Source organism: Micromonospora sp. NPDC048905 (assembly GCF_040649655.1).
In the GTDB taxonomy this organism is placed as follows: Bacteria; Actinomycetota; Actinomycetes; order Mycobacteriales; family Micromonosporaceae; genus Micromonospora.
On the sequence record NZ_JBEZFV010000019.1, the window covers coordinates 51302 to 66517 of the forward strand.

Here is a 15216-nt window from a genome sequence, read left to right on the forward strand (position 1 = left end):
GCCGGGCGGCGTTTCCGGCCGGTCAGCCCTTGACGGCGCCGGCCACCAGACCGGAGACCATCCGCCGCTGCACCAGCAGGAAGAAGATGATGACCGGCAGGGTGAACAGGGTGGACGCGGCCATCACCGGACCCCAGTTGGTGTCGTCGCGGCCGAAGAAGAACGTCATCGCCACCGGCAGCGTGTAGCTCCCCTGGTCGTTGATGAACGTCAACGCGAAGATCAGCTCGTTCCACGCCGTGATGAAGGAGAAGATGCTGGTGGCCACCAGGCCGGGTGCGACAAGTGGGAAGAGGATCCGCCGGAACATCTGGGCCCGGCTCGCCCCGTCGATGGCCGCCGCCTCCTCCAGTTCCTTGGGCACCGCGGCGACGAAGCCGCGCAGCATCCAGACCGCGAACGGCAGCGAGAAACCGAGGTACGTGAGGATCAGGCTGGGCAGGGTGTTGTAGAGCCCCAGCCGTTGGATCATCAGGAACAGCGGGATGACCAACGCCTCCAGCGGAATCATCTGCACCACCAGCAGCATGATCAGGAAGCTGGTCCGCAGCTTGAAGCGGAACCGCGCCACCGCGGTCGCGGCCAGCAACGCGACCAGGCCACTGAGCACCACCGTGGAGACGGCGACGAGCGCGCTGTTGAGGAAGAAGTCGAAGAAGCTCACGCCGGGGATCAGGTTGCCGGTCAGGATCTCCCGGTAGTGCGCCAGCGTCGGGTGGGTCGGCACCGGTTGCGGGGTGGCCGAGAAGATCTCGTTGCTGGGCTTCAGCGAGGTCGAGATCATCCAGTAGACCGGGAACGCCGCGAAGAGCGCGACAAGCAGCCCGGCGGCGTTGAGGGCTACCTTCTTCACGACTCGTCCTCCTGCCTGAGCACCATCCGTACGTAGAAGCCGGTCACCACGAGCAGGATCAGCGTGAGGATCACCGCGACGGCCGCGCCGAGTCCGTACTTCGGCGGCGGGGAGAAGGCTTCGGCGTACGAGTAGATGGCGAGCATGAACGTCGGCCGGTCCTGGGTGCCGCCGGCCAGGACGAACTGCTGGGTGAACACCTTGAAGTCCCAGATGGTGGAGAGCACGATCAGGATCCCGAAGACCGGCCGCAGCAGCGGGAAGGTGATCTTCCAGAAGACCCGCCACGGGCTGGCGCCGTCCACCCGGGCCGCCTCGTGCAGCTCGCTCGGCACGCTCTTCAGACCGGCGAGCACGCTCACCGCGATGAACGGGAACGAGTGCCAGACCACCACCAGGGTGAGGATGGCGAAGAAGAGCAGCGGTGAGTTGAACCAGCCGTAGCCGGTCCAGTCGCTCCGACCGAACAGGCTGTCGGAGAGCCCGTCGGGCAGCGCGTTGAACAGCCACGTGACGAGGCCGCTCGTGTCGTCGAAGATCCACTTCCACACGATGGTGCCGGTCAGCGCCGGCGTGGCCCAGGCCAGCATCACGCAACTGGCCACAAAGGTCGCCATCTTGCGGCCGAGCCGGTTGAGCAGCAGCCCGACAAGCGTGCCGAGGACCATCGTGAGCAGCACGTTCGCCGCGGCGAACAGGACCGTGTTGCGCAGCACGGTCAGGAAGAACGGATCGGACAGGATGTCGGCGTAGTTGCCCAGCCCCACCCACGGCCACTCCCGGTCGCCGCGCAGCTGCCGGACGCTGTTCAGGCGGTAGAAGGACATCACCACCACCTGGCCGAGCGGCCAGAGCAGCAGCACCCCGATGATCACCAGTGCGGGCAGGAGCAGCAGGTAGGGCAGGCGGTCCACCCGGCGACGCCGCCGCGCGGGGGCCTCCCGCGCGGCGGCCGTCTCCGGGGGTTTTGTCTGTGAGCTCACTTGCTGTTCAAAATGCCTTCCATCTCACCGGCCGCGTCGGCGGTAGCCTTCTCGACCGTCTTCTGACCCTTCATGACCGAGCTGTTCATCGCCTGCGTCACCGTCTTGGTACGGCTGACCTCCACCCACTTCGGGGTGAGCGGCGTGAGCTTGGTGTTCTGCATGGTGGTGGCGAACGCCGCCATCACCTTGTCGTTGGCGTACGTGTCACTGGCGACCAGATCCTTGTAGACCGGGAAGAAGCCGAGGCTGCTCGCGAAGCTCTGCGAGTTCTTCTTGTTCAGCAGCACGGTCAGGTAGTCCCAGGCCAGGTCCTGCCGCTCGCTGTCCTTCCAGATCGCCACGTCCGAACCACCGGCGAACCCGGGCGCCGCCTTGCCGTCCGGGCCGGGGATCGGGAACGTACCCCAGACCTTCTCGATCTCGGGGTTGTCCTTCTTGATGGCGCCCTGCTGCCAACTGCCGGCGAACGCCATCGCGGCCTTGCCGGTGGCGAACTGCGTGCGCGCGTCGATCTCGTTCCAACCCGCCGCCGCCGGCGGGGCCACCTTGTGCACGGTCACCAGGTCGGTCCAGAACTTGACCGCCCGCTGCGCCTCCGGCGTGGTGTAGCCGGACTTCCAGGTGCCGCCCTGGTTGCTGGCGATCTCGCCGCCGGCACCCCAGAGGAAGGAGTAGAACGGCAGCTCGGAGTTGCCCGGCAGGGCGATGCCGTAGGTGCCCTTCTTCTTCGCCTGCACGGCCTTGGCCACGGTGACCAGGTCGTCCCAGGTCTTCGGGGGCTGCACGCCGGCCTCGGCGAACCAGTCGGTGCGGTAGTAGATCGCGCGCACACCCGCGTACCAGGGCACGCCGTACTGCTTGCCGTCGAGTTGGGCGTTGCGCACCAGGTCGGGAAGCAGGTCCTTGCCGTCGGCCCAGCTGCCCATCCGACCGCTGACGTCGGCGAGCGCCTCCTGGGCAGCCCACCCCTGCGTCTCGGTGTTGCCCAGCTCGGTGATGTCCGGTCCCTCACCACCGGCGAGCGCGGCCTGGAACTTCTTGGGCGCTTCGAGCCAGGGAATGTACTGCACCACCACGTCGGTGTCGGGGTGCTTCTGGCGGAACTCGGTCTCGACGGAATCGAGGAAGGCGTTCTGCGCGTCGCCGCCCTCGCCCATCATCCAGACCGTGAGCTTGCTGTCGTCGGCCGCGTCCTCACCGGAACCCCCGCAGCCGGTCAGCACCATCGCGGCCGAGGCCACCATGGCGGTGACCGGGGCCAACCGCTTCCACCTGTTCACGCCACTTCTCCCCTCACGCCGCCTGGAACTAACCTTCTCCGCCGCACCCTAGTACGAAGAATTCCTTTACGACAGTGGGCAGGACTGATCGAAGCGAGGCGACGGTATCGCAGCGGCCCGACGACCGATGCTCTGACATCGGGCTGAAGTCGGGCACACGGCACGAAAAAGCGCCCGGCTCTGGGCCGGGCGCTCCTTCAGTCGCGCTGTCCTACGGTGGCGCAGTGGCGCCAGGTGTTGCGAGGTCGTTATCGGGTGACGCGGCGGCGGCCACCCACACCGGCCACCAGCGCGACCGCGATCGCGGCCACCACGACCTGCACCAGCAACTCGGCCCAGTCGATACCGCTCGTCTCGGTCGCGATGCCGATGGCCCGCGCCAGAACGGTGCCCAGCAGGGCCGCGCCAACACCAATCAGCAGGTGCAGCCAGATCGGCATGTTCTGCCGGCCCGGAACAACCAGGCGGCCGAGCGCGCCGACGATGAGACCAACAACGATCGCAGTGATGATGCCCCACACGGTGAGCTCCACGGCCACCCTCCTTCAAAGAATGTTCGACACACAAGGTGCGCTTCCTGTCGTGACCACTAATTGCCCGACCCAACGAAAATCCAAACCGACTTAGCCCACCAGACGATCACGACTTGGTCGACAGGCACACGTTCCACCGCGCACCCCGCCACCCCACACGAGCCGGGCCGCCAGGCCGCCAAGCCCGCAGCGCCGTCAGGCTCTCCCGCAGCCCGGGCCGCAGCGCCGCCAGGCCGCCGGCCACCAGGCCCGCCGGCCACCAGGCCGCAGCGAGGCCAGGCCGCAGCGAGGCCAGGCCCCTGCCGCCCGGACATAGGGCGGCCGGTCGGACCCCACAGCCGCCGGCCGCGCAGCGCCTGGCGTCGCGAGGCCGCGTGATCCACTCGGTTTGCTTGATCTCGCGGCATTACGGCCGCCGGGACACCGCGACATCACGGAAACCGAGTGGATCTCCGCCGCCACCAGGCGCCGTAACACCCCTGACGCGATACAGACGAACGACTCCGCCACGCCGAACCAAGAGATCAACACGAGATCATTGAAACCGCGGCATCACGGCCACCAGGACACCGCGACATCACGGAAACCGAGTGGATCTCCGCGATCCGACCCGCCAGGGACGCCCGGCGAGGTGCCGGCGACGCTTGGCGGACGCCACTGTTGGCCGGCCACAACAGAACCGGCGCGACGACCGACCACCACAACAGCAAGACGCCGACGGACCCAACGACCGACCACCACAACAGCAAGACGCCGACGGAGCCGACGACCGACCACCACAACGGCAGACGCCGATGGGCGCCCAGCCTGCTGGCCGGGCGCCCATCGGAGATGCTGCGTAATACGGGGGTTGGTGCTGGTGTTACCGGGTTACGCGGCGGCGGCCACCCACACCGGCCACCAGCGCGACCGCGATCGCGGCCACCACGACCTGCACCAGCAACTCGGCCCAGTCGATACCGCTCGTCTCGGTCGCGATGCCGATGGCCCGCGCCAGAACGGTGCCCAGCAGGGCCGCGCCAACACCAATCAGCAGGTGCAGCCAGATCGGCATGTTCTGCCGGCCCGGAACAACCAGGCGGCCGAGCGCGCCGACGATGAGACCAACAACGATCGCAGTGATGATGCCCCACACGGTGAGCTCCACGGCCACCCTCCTTCAAAGAATGTTCGACACACAAGGTGCGCTTCCTGTCGTGACCACTAATTGCCCGACCCGTCGAAAGCCCAAACCGACTCACCTCAAAGGAAAGCGTCAGTCGTCTATGTCCGGGAGCTGCGTCGGTTGGCGTGGAGCCGCGTCCACACAGGTGGGAGCCGGTGTCGCCGACCCGGGTGCCCCACGACGACGGCCAGAAAAATTTCTGCCCCGGCGGTCACGGCACCGCACCCGGCGCTCCGAGGGGCGACCAGCAGACCCCCGAGGAGGCAACCGGAACGGCACTCCCAACGTGGCCGGAGAGACGAGACAGGCCCCCACACCGCAGCGGAGGACGCCACCGAACACGAACGCGCCCGGGCGCACAGGGCACCCGGGCGCGTACGAAGCGCGACCTACTTCTTTCCGGCGGCCTTGCCGTCGCCGGAGTCGGAGGAGAGAGCGGCGATGAAGGCCTCCTGCGGCACCTCGACGCGGCCGACCATCTTCATCCGCTTCTTGCCTTCCTTCTGCTTCTCCAGCAGTTTGCGCTTACGGCTGATGTCACCGCCGTAGCACTTGGCGAGCACGTCCTTGCGGATCGCCCGGATGGTCTCCCGGGCGATGACCCGGCTGCCGATGGCCGCCTGGATCGGCACCTCGAACTGCTGGCGCGGGATCAGCGTACGAAGCTTGGCGGCGATGCTGACGCCGTAGTTGTACGCCTTGTCCTTGTGCACGATGGCGCTGAACGCGTCCACCGGCTCGCCGTGCAGCAGGATGTCCACCTTCACCAGGTCGGACGCCTGCTCGCCGGAGGGCTCGTAGTCCAGCGAGGCGTAGCCCTTGGTACGGCTCTTCAACTGGTCGAAGAAGTCGTAGATGATCTCCGCGAGGGGCAGCGTGTAGCGCAGCTCCACCCGGTCGGCGGACAGGTAGTCCATGCCCAGCAGGGTGCCGCGGCGGCCCTGGCAGAGCTCCATCACCGCGCCCACGTAGTCGTTGGGCGTCAGCACGGTGGCCCGCACGACCGGCTCGTACACCTCGGCGATCTTGCCACTGGGGTACTCGCTGGGGTTGGTGACCACGATCTCGGCGCCGTCGTCGGTGATCGCCCGGTACACCACGTTGGGCGCGGTGGAGATCAGGTCGAGGTTGTACTCGCGCTCCAGCCGCTCCCGGATGATCTCCAGGTGGAGCAGGCCGAGGAAGCCGCAGCGGAAGCCGAACCCGAGCGCGCCGGAGGTCTCCGGCTCGTAGTCCAGGGCGGCGTCGTTGAGCTTGAGCTTGTCCAGTGCCTCACGCAGGTTGGGGTAGTCGGACCCGTCGATCGGGTAGAGCCCGGAGTAGACCATCGGCTTCGGGTCCTTGTAGCCACCCAGTGCCTCGGCCGCCGGCCGGCTGTTGATGGTGACCGTGTCACCGACCCGGGACTGCCGGACGTCCTTCACACCGGTGATCAGGTAACCGACCTCGCCGACGCCGAGCGCCTCGGCCTTGACCATCTCGGGCGAGATGACGCCGATCTCCAGCAGCTCGTGCACCGCGCCGGTGGACATCATCTTGATCCGGTCCCGGGCGCTGATCCGGCCGTCGATGACCCGGACGTACGTGACGACGCCGCGGTAGACGTCGTACACCGAATCGAAGATCATCGCCCGGGCGGGCGCCTCGGCGTCACCGACCGGTGGGACGAACTGCCGGACGATCTCGTCGAGCAGGTACGGCACGCCCTCGCCGGTCTTGCCGGAGACCCGGATGCAGTCGGCGGGGTCGCCGCCGATCAGGTGAGCCAGCTCCTCGGCGTACTTCTCCGGCTGGGCGGCCGGCAGGTCGATCTTGTTGAGCACCGGGATGATGCGCAGGTCGTTTTCCAGCGCCAGGTAGAGGTTGGCCAGGGTCTGCGCCTCGATGCCCTGCGCCGCGTCGACAAGCAGCACGGCGCCCTCACAGGCGGCCAGCGACCGGGACACCTCGTAGGTGAAGTCGACGTGCCCCGGGGTGTCGATCATGTTGAGCACCGCGTGCTCGCCGGCCCGCTCACCCTCGCGGATGGTCCACGGCATGCGGACGGCCTGGCTCTTGATCGTGATGCCGCGCTCGCGCTCGATGTCCATCCGGTCCAGGTACTGGGCGCGCATCTGCCGGGGGTCGACCACACCGGTGAGCTGCAGCATCCGATCGGCCAGGGTCGACTTTCCGTGGTCGATGTGGGCGATGATGCCGAAGTTCCGGATGCGACCGGGGTCGGTGGAACCAGGAGCATTCGCGCCGGGATCGAGCTTCGGTGGCACAGCGGTCCGTTCTGGTCGGCTGACGTGAACAGGCCGGCGCGCCGCCGACCCCCTCTATGTTCCCACGCCGCCGGGGTGCGCCCGCTGCGCGGGCGACGGATCGGCCCGCGGCCCTCACTCCAGCGGCGGCTCGACGAAGAGCGCGGCGAGTCGCGGCAACCGACGACGCGCCTCCTCCTCGTCGTCGAAGTCCCAGAAGTCGTTGAGGTCCGGCGTCCGCACCGGGTCGCGGTCCGCCGGCAACTCGGTCGCGGTGGCCTTCCGGTACGCGTCCCAGGGCACCGACAGCATCTGCTCGGCGGAGAACTCCTCGCCACTGAGCGAGGCCGCCCGCACCTGGGGCAATTCGGCAAGGGAGTCCGGTTCGGTGACCGCCCGGGCGAAGACCGCCCGTCCCTGGGTCATCAGCCAGCCCCGGAAGTGCTCGAAGCCGTCGGCCGAGGCACCACCGTTGATCAGGTACGCCGCGCCCCACAGGTCGGCCTTGTGCGAGGCGGCCAGCACCCGCGTCTGGTGCCGGGCGTACCCGACGATGTCCTCCGGATCGCGCGCGGCGAGCAGCGCGACGGCCCGCGCGGCGACCGGCCCGGGTTCTCCCCCACCGCCGGCCCGCGCGTCGTCGATCAGCTGCCAGAAGTCCTCGGTCCTCATGGCTTGGCAGTCTGGCAGTGTCGCCGTGCGTCGCGCACGTACCCCGGGGCAGCATGGTGTGGTGTCCCCAACCTCGCTGCCGCCGGTGCCCTACCACGCGAGTGCGCTGCGCCCGTCGTGGCCGACGCTGCCGGCGGCGCTGCGGGCCGCGGTCGCCGACCGCCTCGGCGCGCCGGTCGTCACCGCCCGGGTCGCGGGCGCGGGCTTCACCCGCGGCTTCGCCGCGGTGCTCGACACCGCCGACGGTGGCCGGGCCTTCGTGAAGGCGGCACCCGCCGCCGAGCAACCGCATCTGGTCGACTGGTACGCCCGAGAGGCCGCGATCCTCGACCGGCTGCCGGCCGACCTGCCGGCGCCCCGCCCCCGGTGGACGCTCTCGGCGGCCGGCTGGTTCGTGCTGTGCACCGACGCCGTCGACGGGCACACCCCGCACCTGCCCTGGGTGCCCGCCGAGTTGGACGCCACCCTCGCCGGGTACGCCGAGGTCGCCGCCGCCCTGGCCGACCCGCCGGTCGAACTGACCGCGCTCGGCCTGCCGCACCTGGCCGACCTGGCCCGCTCGGACATCCTCTGGTGGGAGGAGGTCGCCGCCGGTCGCGAGCCGGCGCCACCGCTGCCCGCTCCGCTGCGGAACCGGCTGCCCCAGCTGGTGGAGTTGGAGTCCCTGCTCCCCCGGTACGCCGCCGGGGCGACCGGCCTGATCCACGGCGACCTGCGGATCGACAACGTGCTGATCGACGTGGACGGCCGAGCCTGGTTCTGCGACTGGACCTGGGTCTGCTCCGGGCCGGCCTGGTTCGACCTGGCCGGGCTGCTGCTCACCGCGTACGCCAGCGGCCTGGACGCGGACCGGCTCTTCGCCACGCACCCGGCGGCGGCCGGCGCGCCCCCGGACGCACTGGACGCGACCCTGGCCGCGTTGGCCGGCTACTACCTCACCGGCGCTGCGGCCGCGCCGCCGACGGCCTCGCCGCACCTGCCCGCCCACCAGCGGTGGAGTGGCGAACAGTCCCTCGACTGGCTGGCTCACCGGCAGGGCTGGCGGTGAGCCGCGTTGACGGCCGAGGGCGTAATCTGGTGCCCGACGGGCCAGGTCCGTCCGCGCGAAGGCCGAGCCGTTTTGGCTCGTCCCGGGCGACCTGGTAACCTGGCTCTTCGCGCAGCGGTGACGCATGTTCGTCATCCAGCGCACAAGCTGACCAACCCGAGCTATCAAGACGAGGCTGTCGCGTGGCGAACATCAAGTCCCAGATCAAGCGCAACCGGCAGAACGAGAAGGCCCGGCTGCGCAACAAGTCGGTCAAGTCGTCGCTGAAGACCGCCGTCCGGAAGTTCAACGAGGCTGCCGAGGCCGGTGACGTCGAGAAGGCCACCGCGCTCATGCTGGACGCCTCTCGCAAGCTGGACAAGGCCGTCAGCAAGGGCGTGATCCACTCCAACCAGGCCGCGAACCGCAAGTCCGCGATCGCAAAGCGCGTGGTGTCGCTCTCCGCCTGACGACTTCACCGTCAGACTGATTCGGAAAGCCCCGGGCATCTGCCCGGGGCTTCCGTGTGTCTCATCGCGAACACCGGCCTGAGATCCTTGGCTCCTGGCGGCCGTGCCGCTCCCAGCTCTACTGCGCCTGAGCTGGTGGGCGCTTCGGCGCATCGGTGCGCGGGGTGGACGCGTCCACCGCCACGACGACCCCGGTCACACTGTGCGAGATCCACTCCACCTGGGCTCGCCCGACCGCAGGTTCCATCTGCCGACGGAACCGGTCCCGTTCCTGCTCCGGCACGAGCGCCGCCGACCGGACCACGACCGCGGCCACGATGTCGTTGAGCTTGACCATGGCCGCTACCACGGCGGGCAACACCAGCACCGCCCACCAGCTGACCAGTTCGGCGAGGGCGAGCAGCACCGCCAGTGCGATGGCGCCCTCGAAGAAGAGGAAGCACAGCACTCCGCCGGGGTTGACGAACCGCAGACCGAGGAGTCGGGCGTAGAGCGGCCGGTACCGCTCCTCATCCACTGCGATGCTGGCCCACGCTGGGCGGTTCGCACCCGTCACCTGGTGCTGCCCTGCCGGGCCGCCGCAACCGAGAAGACGGCACGCTCCAGGGCGTACGCCCGGTCGTCGGAGCCCCCCTTGACTGCCGCGTTGCACTCGGCGGCGACCTGCATGGCTCGGACCAGGCCCTCCGGTGTCCAGCCCCGCCCCTGCCGCTGTGCGCGTTCGATCTTCCAGGCGGGCATTCCGAGGCTGCTGGCGAGCTGGTACGCGTTACCCCGCCCGGCCGACGCCACCCGGGCGACCGTGCGTACCCCGTCGGCCAGGGCGTCGGCGATGGGCACCGGGTCGACTCCGACATGCAGGGCCCAGCGCAGCGCCTCCAGTGCCCCCGGCACGTCACCGACCATGGTGGCGTCCGCCACCGTGAAGCCGGTCACCTCGACCCGGCCCCGGTAGTAACGGGCGACCGCGTCGGCGCTGATCCGCCCGTCGGTGTCGGCGATCAGTTGGGAGCAGGCGGCGGCCAGCTCGCGCAGGTCGTTGCCGACCGCGGCGATGAGCGCCTCGGCGGCGTCGTCGGTGCACTTCCCGCCGGCTCGGCGGATCTCGTCCCGGACGAAGGCCACCCGGTCGCGGTGCCCCTTGAGCTTGGTCGCCGGGATCACCGTGGCGCCGGCCGCGCGTAGCCCGTCGGCGAACGCCTTGCCCTTGGCGCCGCCCAGGTGCAGCACCAGGAGTTGGACGTCCGGGTCGGGATTCTTCGCGTACGCCAGGAGCGCGGCGACCAGGTCCTTGCGAGCGTCCTGGCCGGAGCGCAGGACCAGCAGCCGCCGCCCCCCGAACAGCGAAGGGCTGAGCATCTCGGCGATCTCGCCGACGGTGAGCGCGCTCGCCTGGTATTCGCGCACGTCCACCTCGGGGTCGACGCCGCGTACCTTCGCGACAGCTTCGGTGACCGCGCGCGTGGCGAGCAACTCCTCGTCACCGAGGACGAGCAGAATGGGGGCGAGGTCGGCGGCGGTCACGCCGCCCATATTCGCACGGCCGGCGTCGGGATCATGCCTGCTCATTCGCTGCTTGGTCGGCGCAGCCCGCACACAGCGCAAATCCAGACATCCAAGTCAATTCCCCTTTTTGTCAACAAGTCGCCCGATTAATCGGAGACTCGTTCGTGATCCACACGGCATCAACGAAGCCGTGGTGTCGGACCACCGTTGACACCCCGAGGTCAGCGATCCCGAGTCGATCAGCGAGTGGACGGTCAGCGCGGTTCACTGCCCCCTTCCGGCCGGCACTCCTCGCCGGGCTACCGCGAGACCCTCGCCCGTACGGACCGCGGCCACATCACCGTCCGTGTCGGTGCGCAGCACCCGGGTGCCGCCCCTGCCCAGTCGGGCGAGCAGCCCCGGGTTCGGGTGGCCGTAGGTGTTACCGCTGCCCACCGGCACCAGGGCGACGGCAGGTCTTACCGCGTCGAGAAAGCTCGGGTCCTGGTACGCCGACCCGTGATGCGCGACCTTCAACACGTCCGCCCGCAACTGGCCGGGCGTGGTCCGCGTCAGCAACGCGTGCTGCTCCTCGGTCTCGGCGTCCCCGGGCAGCAGGATCCGCACTCCACCAACCGTGGCGCGCAACACCAGCGAGTTGTTGTTCGGGTCGGACCTGGTCCCCGCCAGCGGGTACGGCGGGCCGAGCACCAGCAGGTCGACGCCCCCGATCGGGTGGCGCGCGCCGGCCACGGTGGTGAGCAGCGCGGCCCGCCCGACAGTCGCCGCCTCCCGGACCAGGTCCCGGCCGCTCGCCGGATCCGTTGAGGACGGCACCAACACGGCGCCCACCCGTCGCCCCCGGAACACCCCGGCCACTCCACCCACGTGGTCGGCGTGGAAGTGGCTGACCACCAGCAGTGGCACCTCGCGTACGCCGAGTCGACGCAGACAACCGTCCACCGCGCTCGGCTCCGGCCCGGCGTCGATCACCACCGCCCGACCGGGGGCGACCGGCAACACCACGGCGTCGCCCTGGCCGACCGCGCAGGCCACCACGACCCAACCCGGCGGCGGCCAGCCGGCGAACACCAACCGCACCGGAAGCGCGCCGAGCACCGAGGCCACGCCAACCACTGCCACCAGCCGGCGCACGAGGGGCCGTCGCACCGCGACCAGCAGCGCGACGGTCAACACCGTCAGCAGCAGGGCGCCCGGCAACCCACCCGGCCAGGGCAGGGTGCCGCCCGGCAACCGCGCGCCCTGGCGGGCGATGACCACCAGCCACCAGGCCGGCCAACTCGCCAGCCATGCGACGAACTCGGCACCCGGCGGCCAGATCGGCGACACCATCGCCGCGAGCACGCCCAGTACGGTCGCGGGCGCGATGGCCGGCACCGCGAGCAGGTTGGCCGGCACCGCGACCAGGCTGACCGTGCCGGAGATCCCGGCGACGACCGGCCCGCAGGCAAGTTGCGCGGCCGCCGGCACGGCCAGCGCCTCCGCCAGGCCGGGCGGCACGCCCCGCCGACGCAACCCGTCCCGCCAGGGTGTGGCGAGCAGCAGCAGGCCACCGGTGGCAAGCACGGAGAGCGCGAATCCGGGATCCCCGGCCAACTCCGGGTCCACCAGCACCAGGACGGTGACGGCGGCGGCCAACGCGGGCAGTGCGGCGCGGGGACGACTGCCGGCGAGCGCGGCGAGCCCGATCGCCCCCATCGTCGCTGCTCGTACGACGCTCGGTGACGGACGGACCAGGATGACGAAGCCCACCAGCGCGACCCCGCAGAGCCCGACGGCGAGCCACGGACCGGCCCGACCCCAGCGGGCCAGCAACAACACCGCACCCACCACAATGGCGACATTGCTCCCAGAAACGGCATTGAGGTGTGTCATCCCGGTGGCCTGGAAGTCCTCCTCGACGGAGGGTGGCAGTCGGCTGGTGTCCCCCACGACCAACCCCGGCAGCAGCCCGCCCGGGTCGTCGGGCAGCGGCGCGCAGGCCCGTTGCAGGCCGGCACGCAGGGTGCCGGCGGCGCGCTGCGGCCAGGAGGACGTGCCGTGCCGCTCGGGCGGGTCGTTGGTGCTGAGCACCGCCGCGGTGAGGTCACCACCGCGGGGGACGCCGAGTCGACCCTCGGTGGTGACGCGCTGCCCGGGCAGCAGCCCACGCCAGGCCGGGTCGGTGGCCAGCACGAGCAGCCGCACCGACGCGTGGAGTCGGCGGCCGTCCGGGCCGGTGAGCCAGACCAGCTCGCTCGGCACCAGCAGCATCCCCGGCCGACCGGCAGAGCGGATCGGTCGTGGATCGTCCCGGACGACCACCTCAGCGGTGACCGGTGCACGCTGCTCGGCCAGGGCACGGATCGGTGGCGTGTCCCGGATGGCGAGCCGGGCCGCGGTGGTCGCCCCTGCGCAGACCACACCGAGGCCGACCGCGACGGCGATCCAGCCGTAACGGCGCGCGGCGGCCCGGGGACGGCCGAGGCGATCGAGCAGGTGCAGGGCGCCGCAGGTGGTCAGGACGGCCGCGATCCCGGCCACCAGCAGAAGCGATCGGGTGCCGAGATGCAGGCCGGCGAGCGCGGTGAGCCAGGCGGCCACGGCCAGCCCGGCGAGCCGCAGATCCGGTGGCGAGGTCTGGCGCCGGGCACCGCTCAACCCGTCGGCGGGCGGCGACGGGTTGCCGGTGGCAGGGCGGCGGTTCACACCGTCACCAGGTCTTTGAGCTGCTCGTACCGCGCGTCGCCGATCCCGTCGACCTGACGCAGGTCGCCGACCGCCTTGAACCCGCCGTGCTGGTCCCGATGGTCGAGGATGCGCTGGGCGAGCACCGGCCCGACGCCGGGCAACGCGTCGAGCTGCGCCAGTGTGGCGGTGTTGAGGTTCAGTGGCCCGACAGCCGGTGCCGTCCCGCCCGCCGCTGGTCCGCCCGGCGGCGGCGTCACCCCGATCACGATCAGCTCGCCGTCGGTGACCTTGCGGGCGGGGTTGAGCAGCGCCACGTCGACCCCGGGGAGCGGGCCGCCGGCCGCCTGCACCGCGTCGGCGAGCCGGGACCCGGCCGGCAACCGCACCAACCCGGGCTTGCGGACCTTGCCGGCGACCGCCACCACCAGCTCACCGGAGCCGGACGCGCTGAGGTCGCCCGCCGGAGTGGCCGCCACGGCCTCGCTGCCCAGCGGGGCGACCGGCTCGGCGTGTGGTCGGGACCGCCAGGCCCATCCGGCGGCGGCCAGCACCGCCACCGCCGCGACGACAGCCAGCGCCCGCACACCGCGTCGTCCCGGGTCGAACGCGCCAGGCCCGGACAGCCGTGGGGGCACCGAGCCGTCCACGGCAAGGGGTGTGCCCGCTTCCGGCTCCGCCAACGGCACCCCGGTCCGCGGCGGCAGCACCCCAGCCAGAGGTACGCCCGCGAGCGGTGCCCCGGCCGGGGGTGACGACACGTCCAGCGACGCGTCCGTCAGCCGGCGCAGGCGCTGGCGTACCTCGGTCTCTTCGTTCTGCGACACAGGGCGACGCTAGGGCGACGGCGAAGGCGACGGGGTGTGGCGGCGCGGCCCTGTGGATAACGGATGCCACTGTGGACAACTCCCTGATCAAGCGCAGATCTGCTAACGGGCTCAGCAGCACCCGGAGCTGGCAGGCTGCGACACGAGGATCCGCCGCACGGCTACGCCGTCTCAGTCGGGCATTGCCGCCGCGCGACTCACCGCCAGGCTCAGGAGCCGTTGCCGGTCGGCGTCCGGGTCGAACGCGTCCCACAGTGAGATGTCCCGGCTGGCCCGAGTGACTGGCCGGTCAAGGGCCGGGACGTCGAGGCCGCTGCGGCGGACCAGCACGAGTGCGGTCGGCAGGTATCCCTCGATCATGGACTTGAGGATGGGGTGGTTCGTCGACAGGTACCGCGCGGTCAACACGTCGACGAATGCCGCGAAGGTGTCCGGGTCGATCTGGTACTCGTCCCGATCGACGTCCGGATCGACTCCAGACGGGCACTCGGCAACCGGCGCCATCGCCTCGGTCATGCGGAAGAACAGTTGCGCGACGGTGTTGGACGGGTTCCACAGCACCAGATCGCCGACCTGAAAGCATTGACTCACCGCGCCATGATCGCAGGCGGCCGGAGTGACCGGTCGCGTCCGAGCGGTCCGGGAGCATCATCGTGAGCAGTGATGGTCCTATCTAGACTGGCGCCATGCGGCAGGCGTGGAAAGACCTGACCTTCTCCGAGCACTCCGAGTGGTTCGGCTTGGGTCCGCTGGCGCTCGCCGTCCTGGCCGGCATCCGGGCTTTCGTGGCCGACGAGCCCTTCGCCCGCTGGGCCTGGACCGCCATCGCCGCCCTCATGCTGGTCACCTGCGCCGTCTACGTGGTCTGGACCACGAAGAAACGCTCCTGAGCCCGGCATGGAGTGCAGCCACAGGCACAGACCGTGGGGCGGGTGGTGCCGGCCCGATGCAATGCGCACCAGGGCCGACACCCTTCCTCGACGA

15 protein-coding genes are annotated in these 15216 nt (G+C 70.4%); 3 read left to right on the forward strand and 12 right to left on the reverse strand.

Features of this window, described 5'->3' with window-relative positions; translation table 11 throughout:
- Window positions 1-22: 22 nt before the first annotated feature.
- From AB0C01_RS31495 to AB0C01_RS31525, 7 genes are all read right to left on the reverse strand, one after another.
- A complete protein-coding gene (locus tag AB0C01_RS31495) occupies window positions 23-853 on the reverse strand; it encodes a carbohydrate ABC transporter permease (protein WP_357244429.1) in 831 nt (276 codons plus the stop codon).
- Window positions 850-1836: a sugar ABC transporter permease gene (locus AB0C01_RS31500; RefSeq protein WP_357572863.1), complete on the reverse strand. Its 987-nt coding sequence runs from the start codon at window positions 1834-1836 to the stop codon at window positions 850-852. Before AB0C01_RS31500 ends, AB0C01_RS31495 begins: the two co-directional genes overlap by 4 nt.
- Window positions 1833-3119: a sugar ABC transporter substrate-binding protein gene (locus tag AB0C01_RS31505; protein ID WP_357244423.1), complete on the reverse strand. Its 1287-nt coding sequence runs from the start codon at window positions 3117-3119 to the stop codon at window positions 1833-1835. The genes AB0C01_RS31500 and AB0C01_RS31505 overlap by 4 nt, the downstream gene beginning before the upstream one ends.
- A 248-nt stretch (window positions 3120-3367) precedes the next feature.
- Window positions 3368-3652, reverse strand: a complete 285-nt coding sequence (locus AB0C01_RS31510) for a GlsB/YeaQ/YmgE family stress response membrane protein (RefSeq protein WP_099857898.1) — start codon at window positions 3650-3652, stop codon at window positions 3368-3370.
- Window positions 3653-4514: 862 nt separating this feature from the next.
- Window positions 4515-4799 (reverse strand): GlsB/YeaQ/YmgE family stress response membrane protein, encoded by a 285-nt coding sequence (locus tag AB0C01_RS31515; RefSeq protein WP_099857898.1) that lies wholly within the window; start codon window positions 4797-4799, stop codon window positions 4515-4517.
- Window positions 4800-5206: 407 nt separating this feature from the next.
- Window positions 5207-7084 (reverse strand): translation elongation factor 4, encoded by a 1878-nt coding sequence (gene lepA, locus AB0C01_RS31520; RefSeq protein ID WP_357244420.1) that lies wholly within the window; start codon window positions 7082-7084, stop codon window positions 5207-5209.
- 114 nt (window positions 7085-7198) lie between these two features.
- Window positions 7199-7735 (reverse strand): DUF4240 domain-containing protein, encoded by a 537-nt coding sequence (locus AB0C01_RS31525; RefSeq protein WP_357244417.1) that lies wholly within the window; start codon window positions 7733-7735, stop codon window positions 7199-7201.
- Window positions 7736-7796: 61 nt separating this feature from the next.
- Between AB0C01_RS31525 and AB0C01_RS31530 the strand changes: the two genes are divergently transcribed.
- Both AB0C01_RS31530 and rpsT read left to right on the forward strand, forming a co-directional pair.
- Entirely contained in the window at window positions 7797-8783 is a 987-nt protein-coding gene (locus AB0C01_RS31530; protein WP_357572864.1) for a phosphotransferase, read from the forward strand.
- A gap of 182 nt (window positions 8784-8965) precedes the next feature.
- Window positions 8966-9232, forward strand: coding sequence for a 30S ribosomal protein S20 (rpsT, locus tag AB0C01_RS31535; RefSeq protein ID WP_357244411.1), 267 nt, complete (start codon window positions 8966-8968; stop codon window positions 9230-9232).
- Between the two features lie 118 nt (window positions 9233-9350).
- On the opposite strand, the gene AB0C01_RS31540 is transcribed toward rpsT, so the two are convergent.
- From AB0C01_RS31540 to AB0C01_RS31560, 5 genes are all read right to left on the reverse strand, one after another.
- Window positions 9351-9788 carry a hypothetical protein gene (locus AB0C01_RS31540; protein ID WP_357244408.1) on the reverse strand — a complete coding sequence of 146 codons (438 nt, stop codon included), beginning with the start codon at window positions 9786-9788 and terminating at the stop codon, window positions 9351-9353.
- Window positions 9785-10765 (reverse strand): DNA polymerase III subunit delta, encoded by a 981-nt coding sequence (gene holA, locus AB0C01_RS31545; protein WP_357245171.1) that lies wholly within the window; start codon window positions 10763-10765, stop codon window positions 9785-9787. Before holA ends, AB0C01_RS31540 begins: the two co-directional genes overlap by 4 nt.
- 237 nt (window positions 10766-11002) lie before the next feature.
- Entirely contained in the window at window positions 11003-13378 is a 2376-nt protein-coding gene (locus AB0C01_RS31550) for a ComEC/Rec2 family competence protein (protein WP_357572880.1), read from the reverse strand.
- Window positions 13379-13422: 44 nt separating this feature from the next.
- Window positions 13423-14232 (reverse strand): ComEA family DNA-binding protein, encoded by an 810-nt coding sequence (locus AB0C01_RS31555; protein WP_357572865.1) that lies wholly within the window; start codon window positions 14230-14232, stop codon window positions 13423-13425.
- A gap of 171 nt (window positions 14233-14403) precedes the next feature.
- On the reverse strand, window positions 14404-14823 hold the full coding sequence (locus tag AB0C01_RS31560) for a DUF6086 family protein (protein ID WP_357572866.1): 420 nt from the start codon (window positions 14821-14823) through the stop codon (window positions 14404-14406).
- A gap of 95 nt (window positions 14824-14918) precedes the next feature.
- Between AB0C01_RS31560 and AB0C01_RS31565 the strand changes: the two genes are divergently transcribed.
- Window positions 14919-15122 carry a hypothetical protein gene (locus tag AB0C01_RS31565; protein WP_357244247.1) on the forward strand — a complete coding sequence of 68 codons (204 nt, stop codon included), beginning with the start codon at window positions 14919-14921 and terminating at the stop codon, window positions 15120-15122.
- The last annotated feature ends 94 nt before the right edge of the window (window positions 15123-15216 follow it).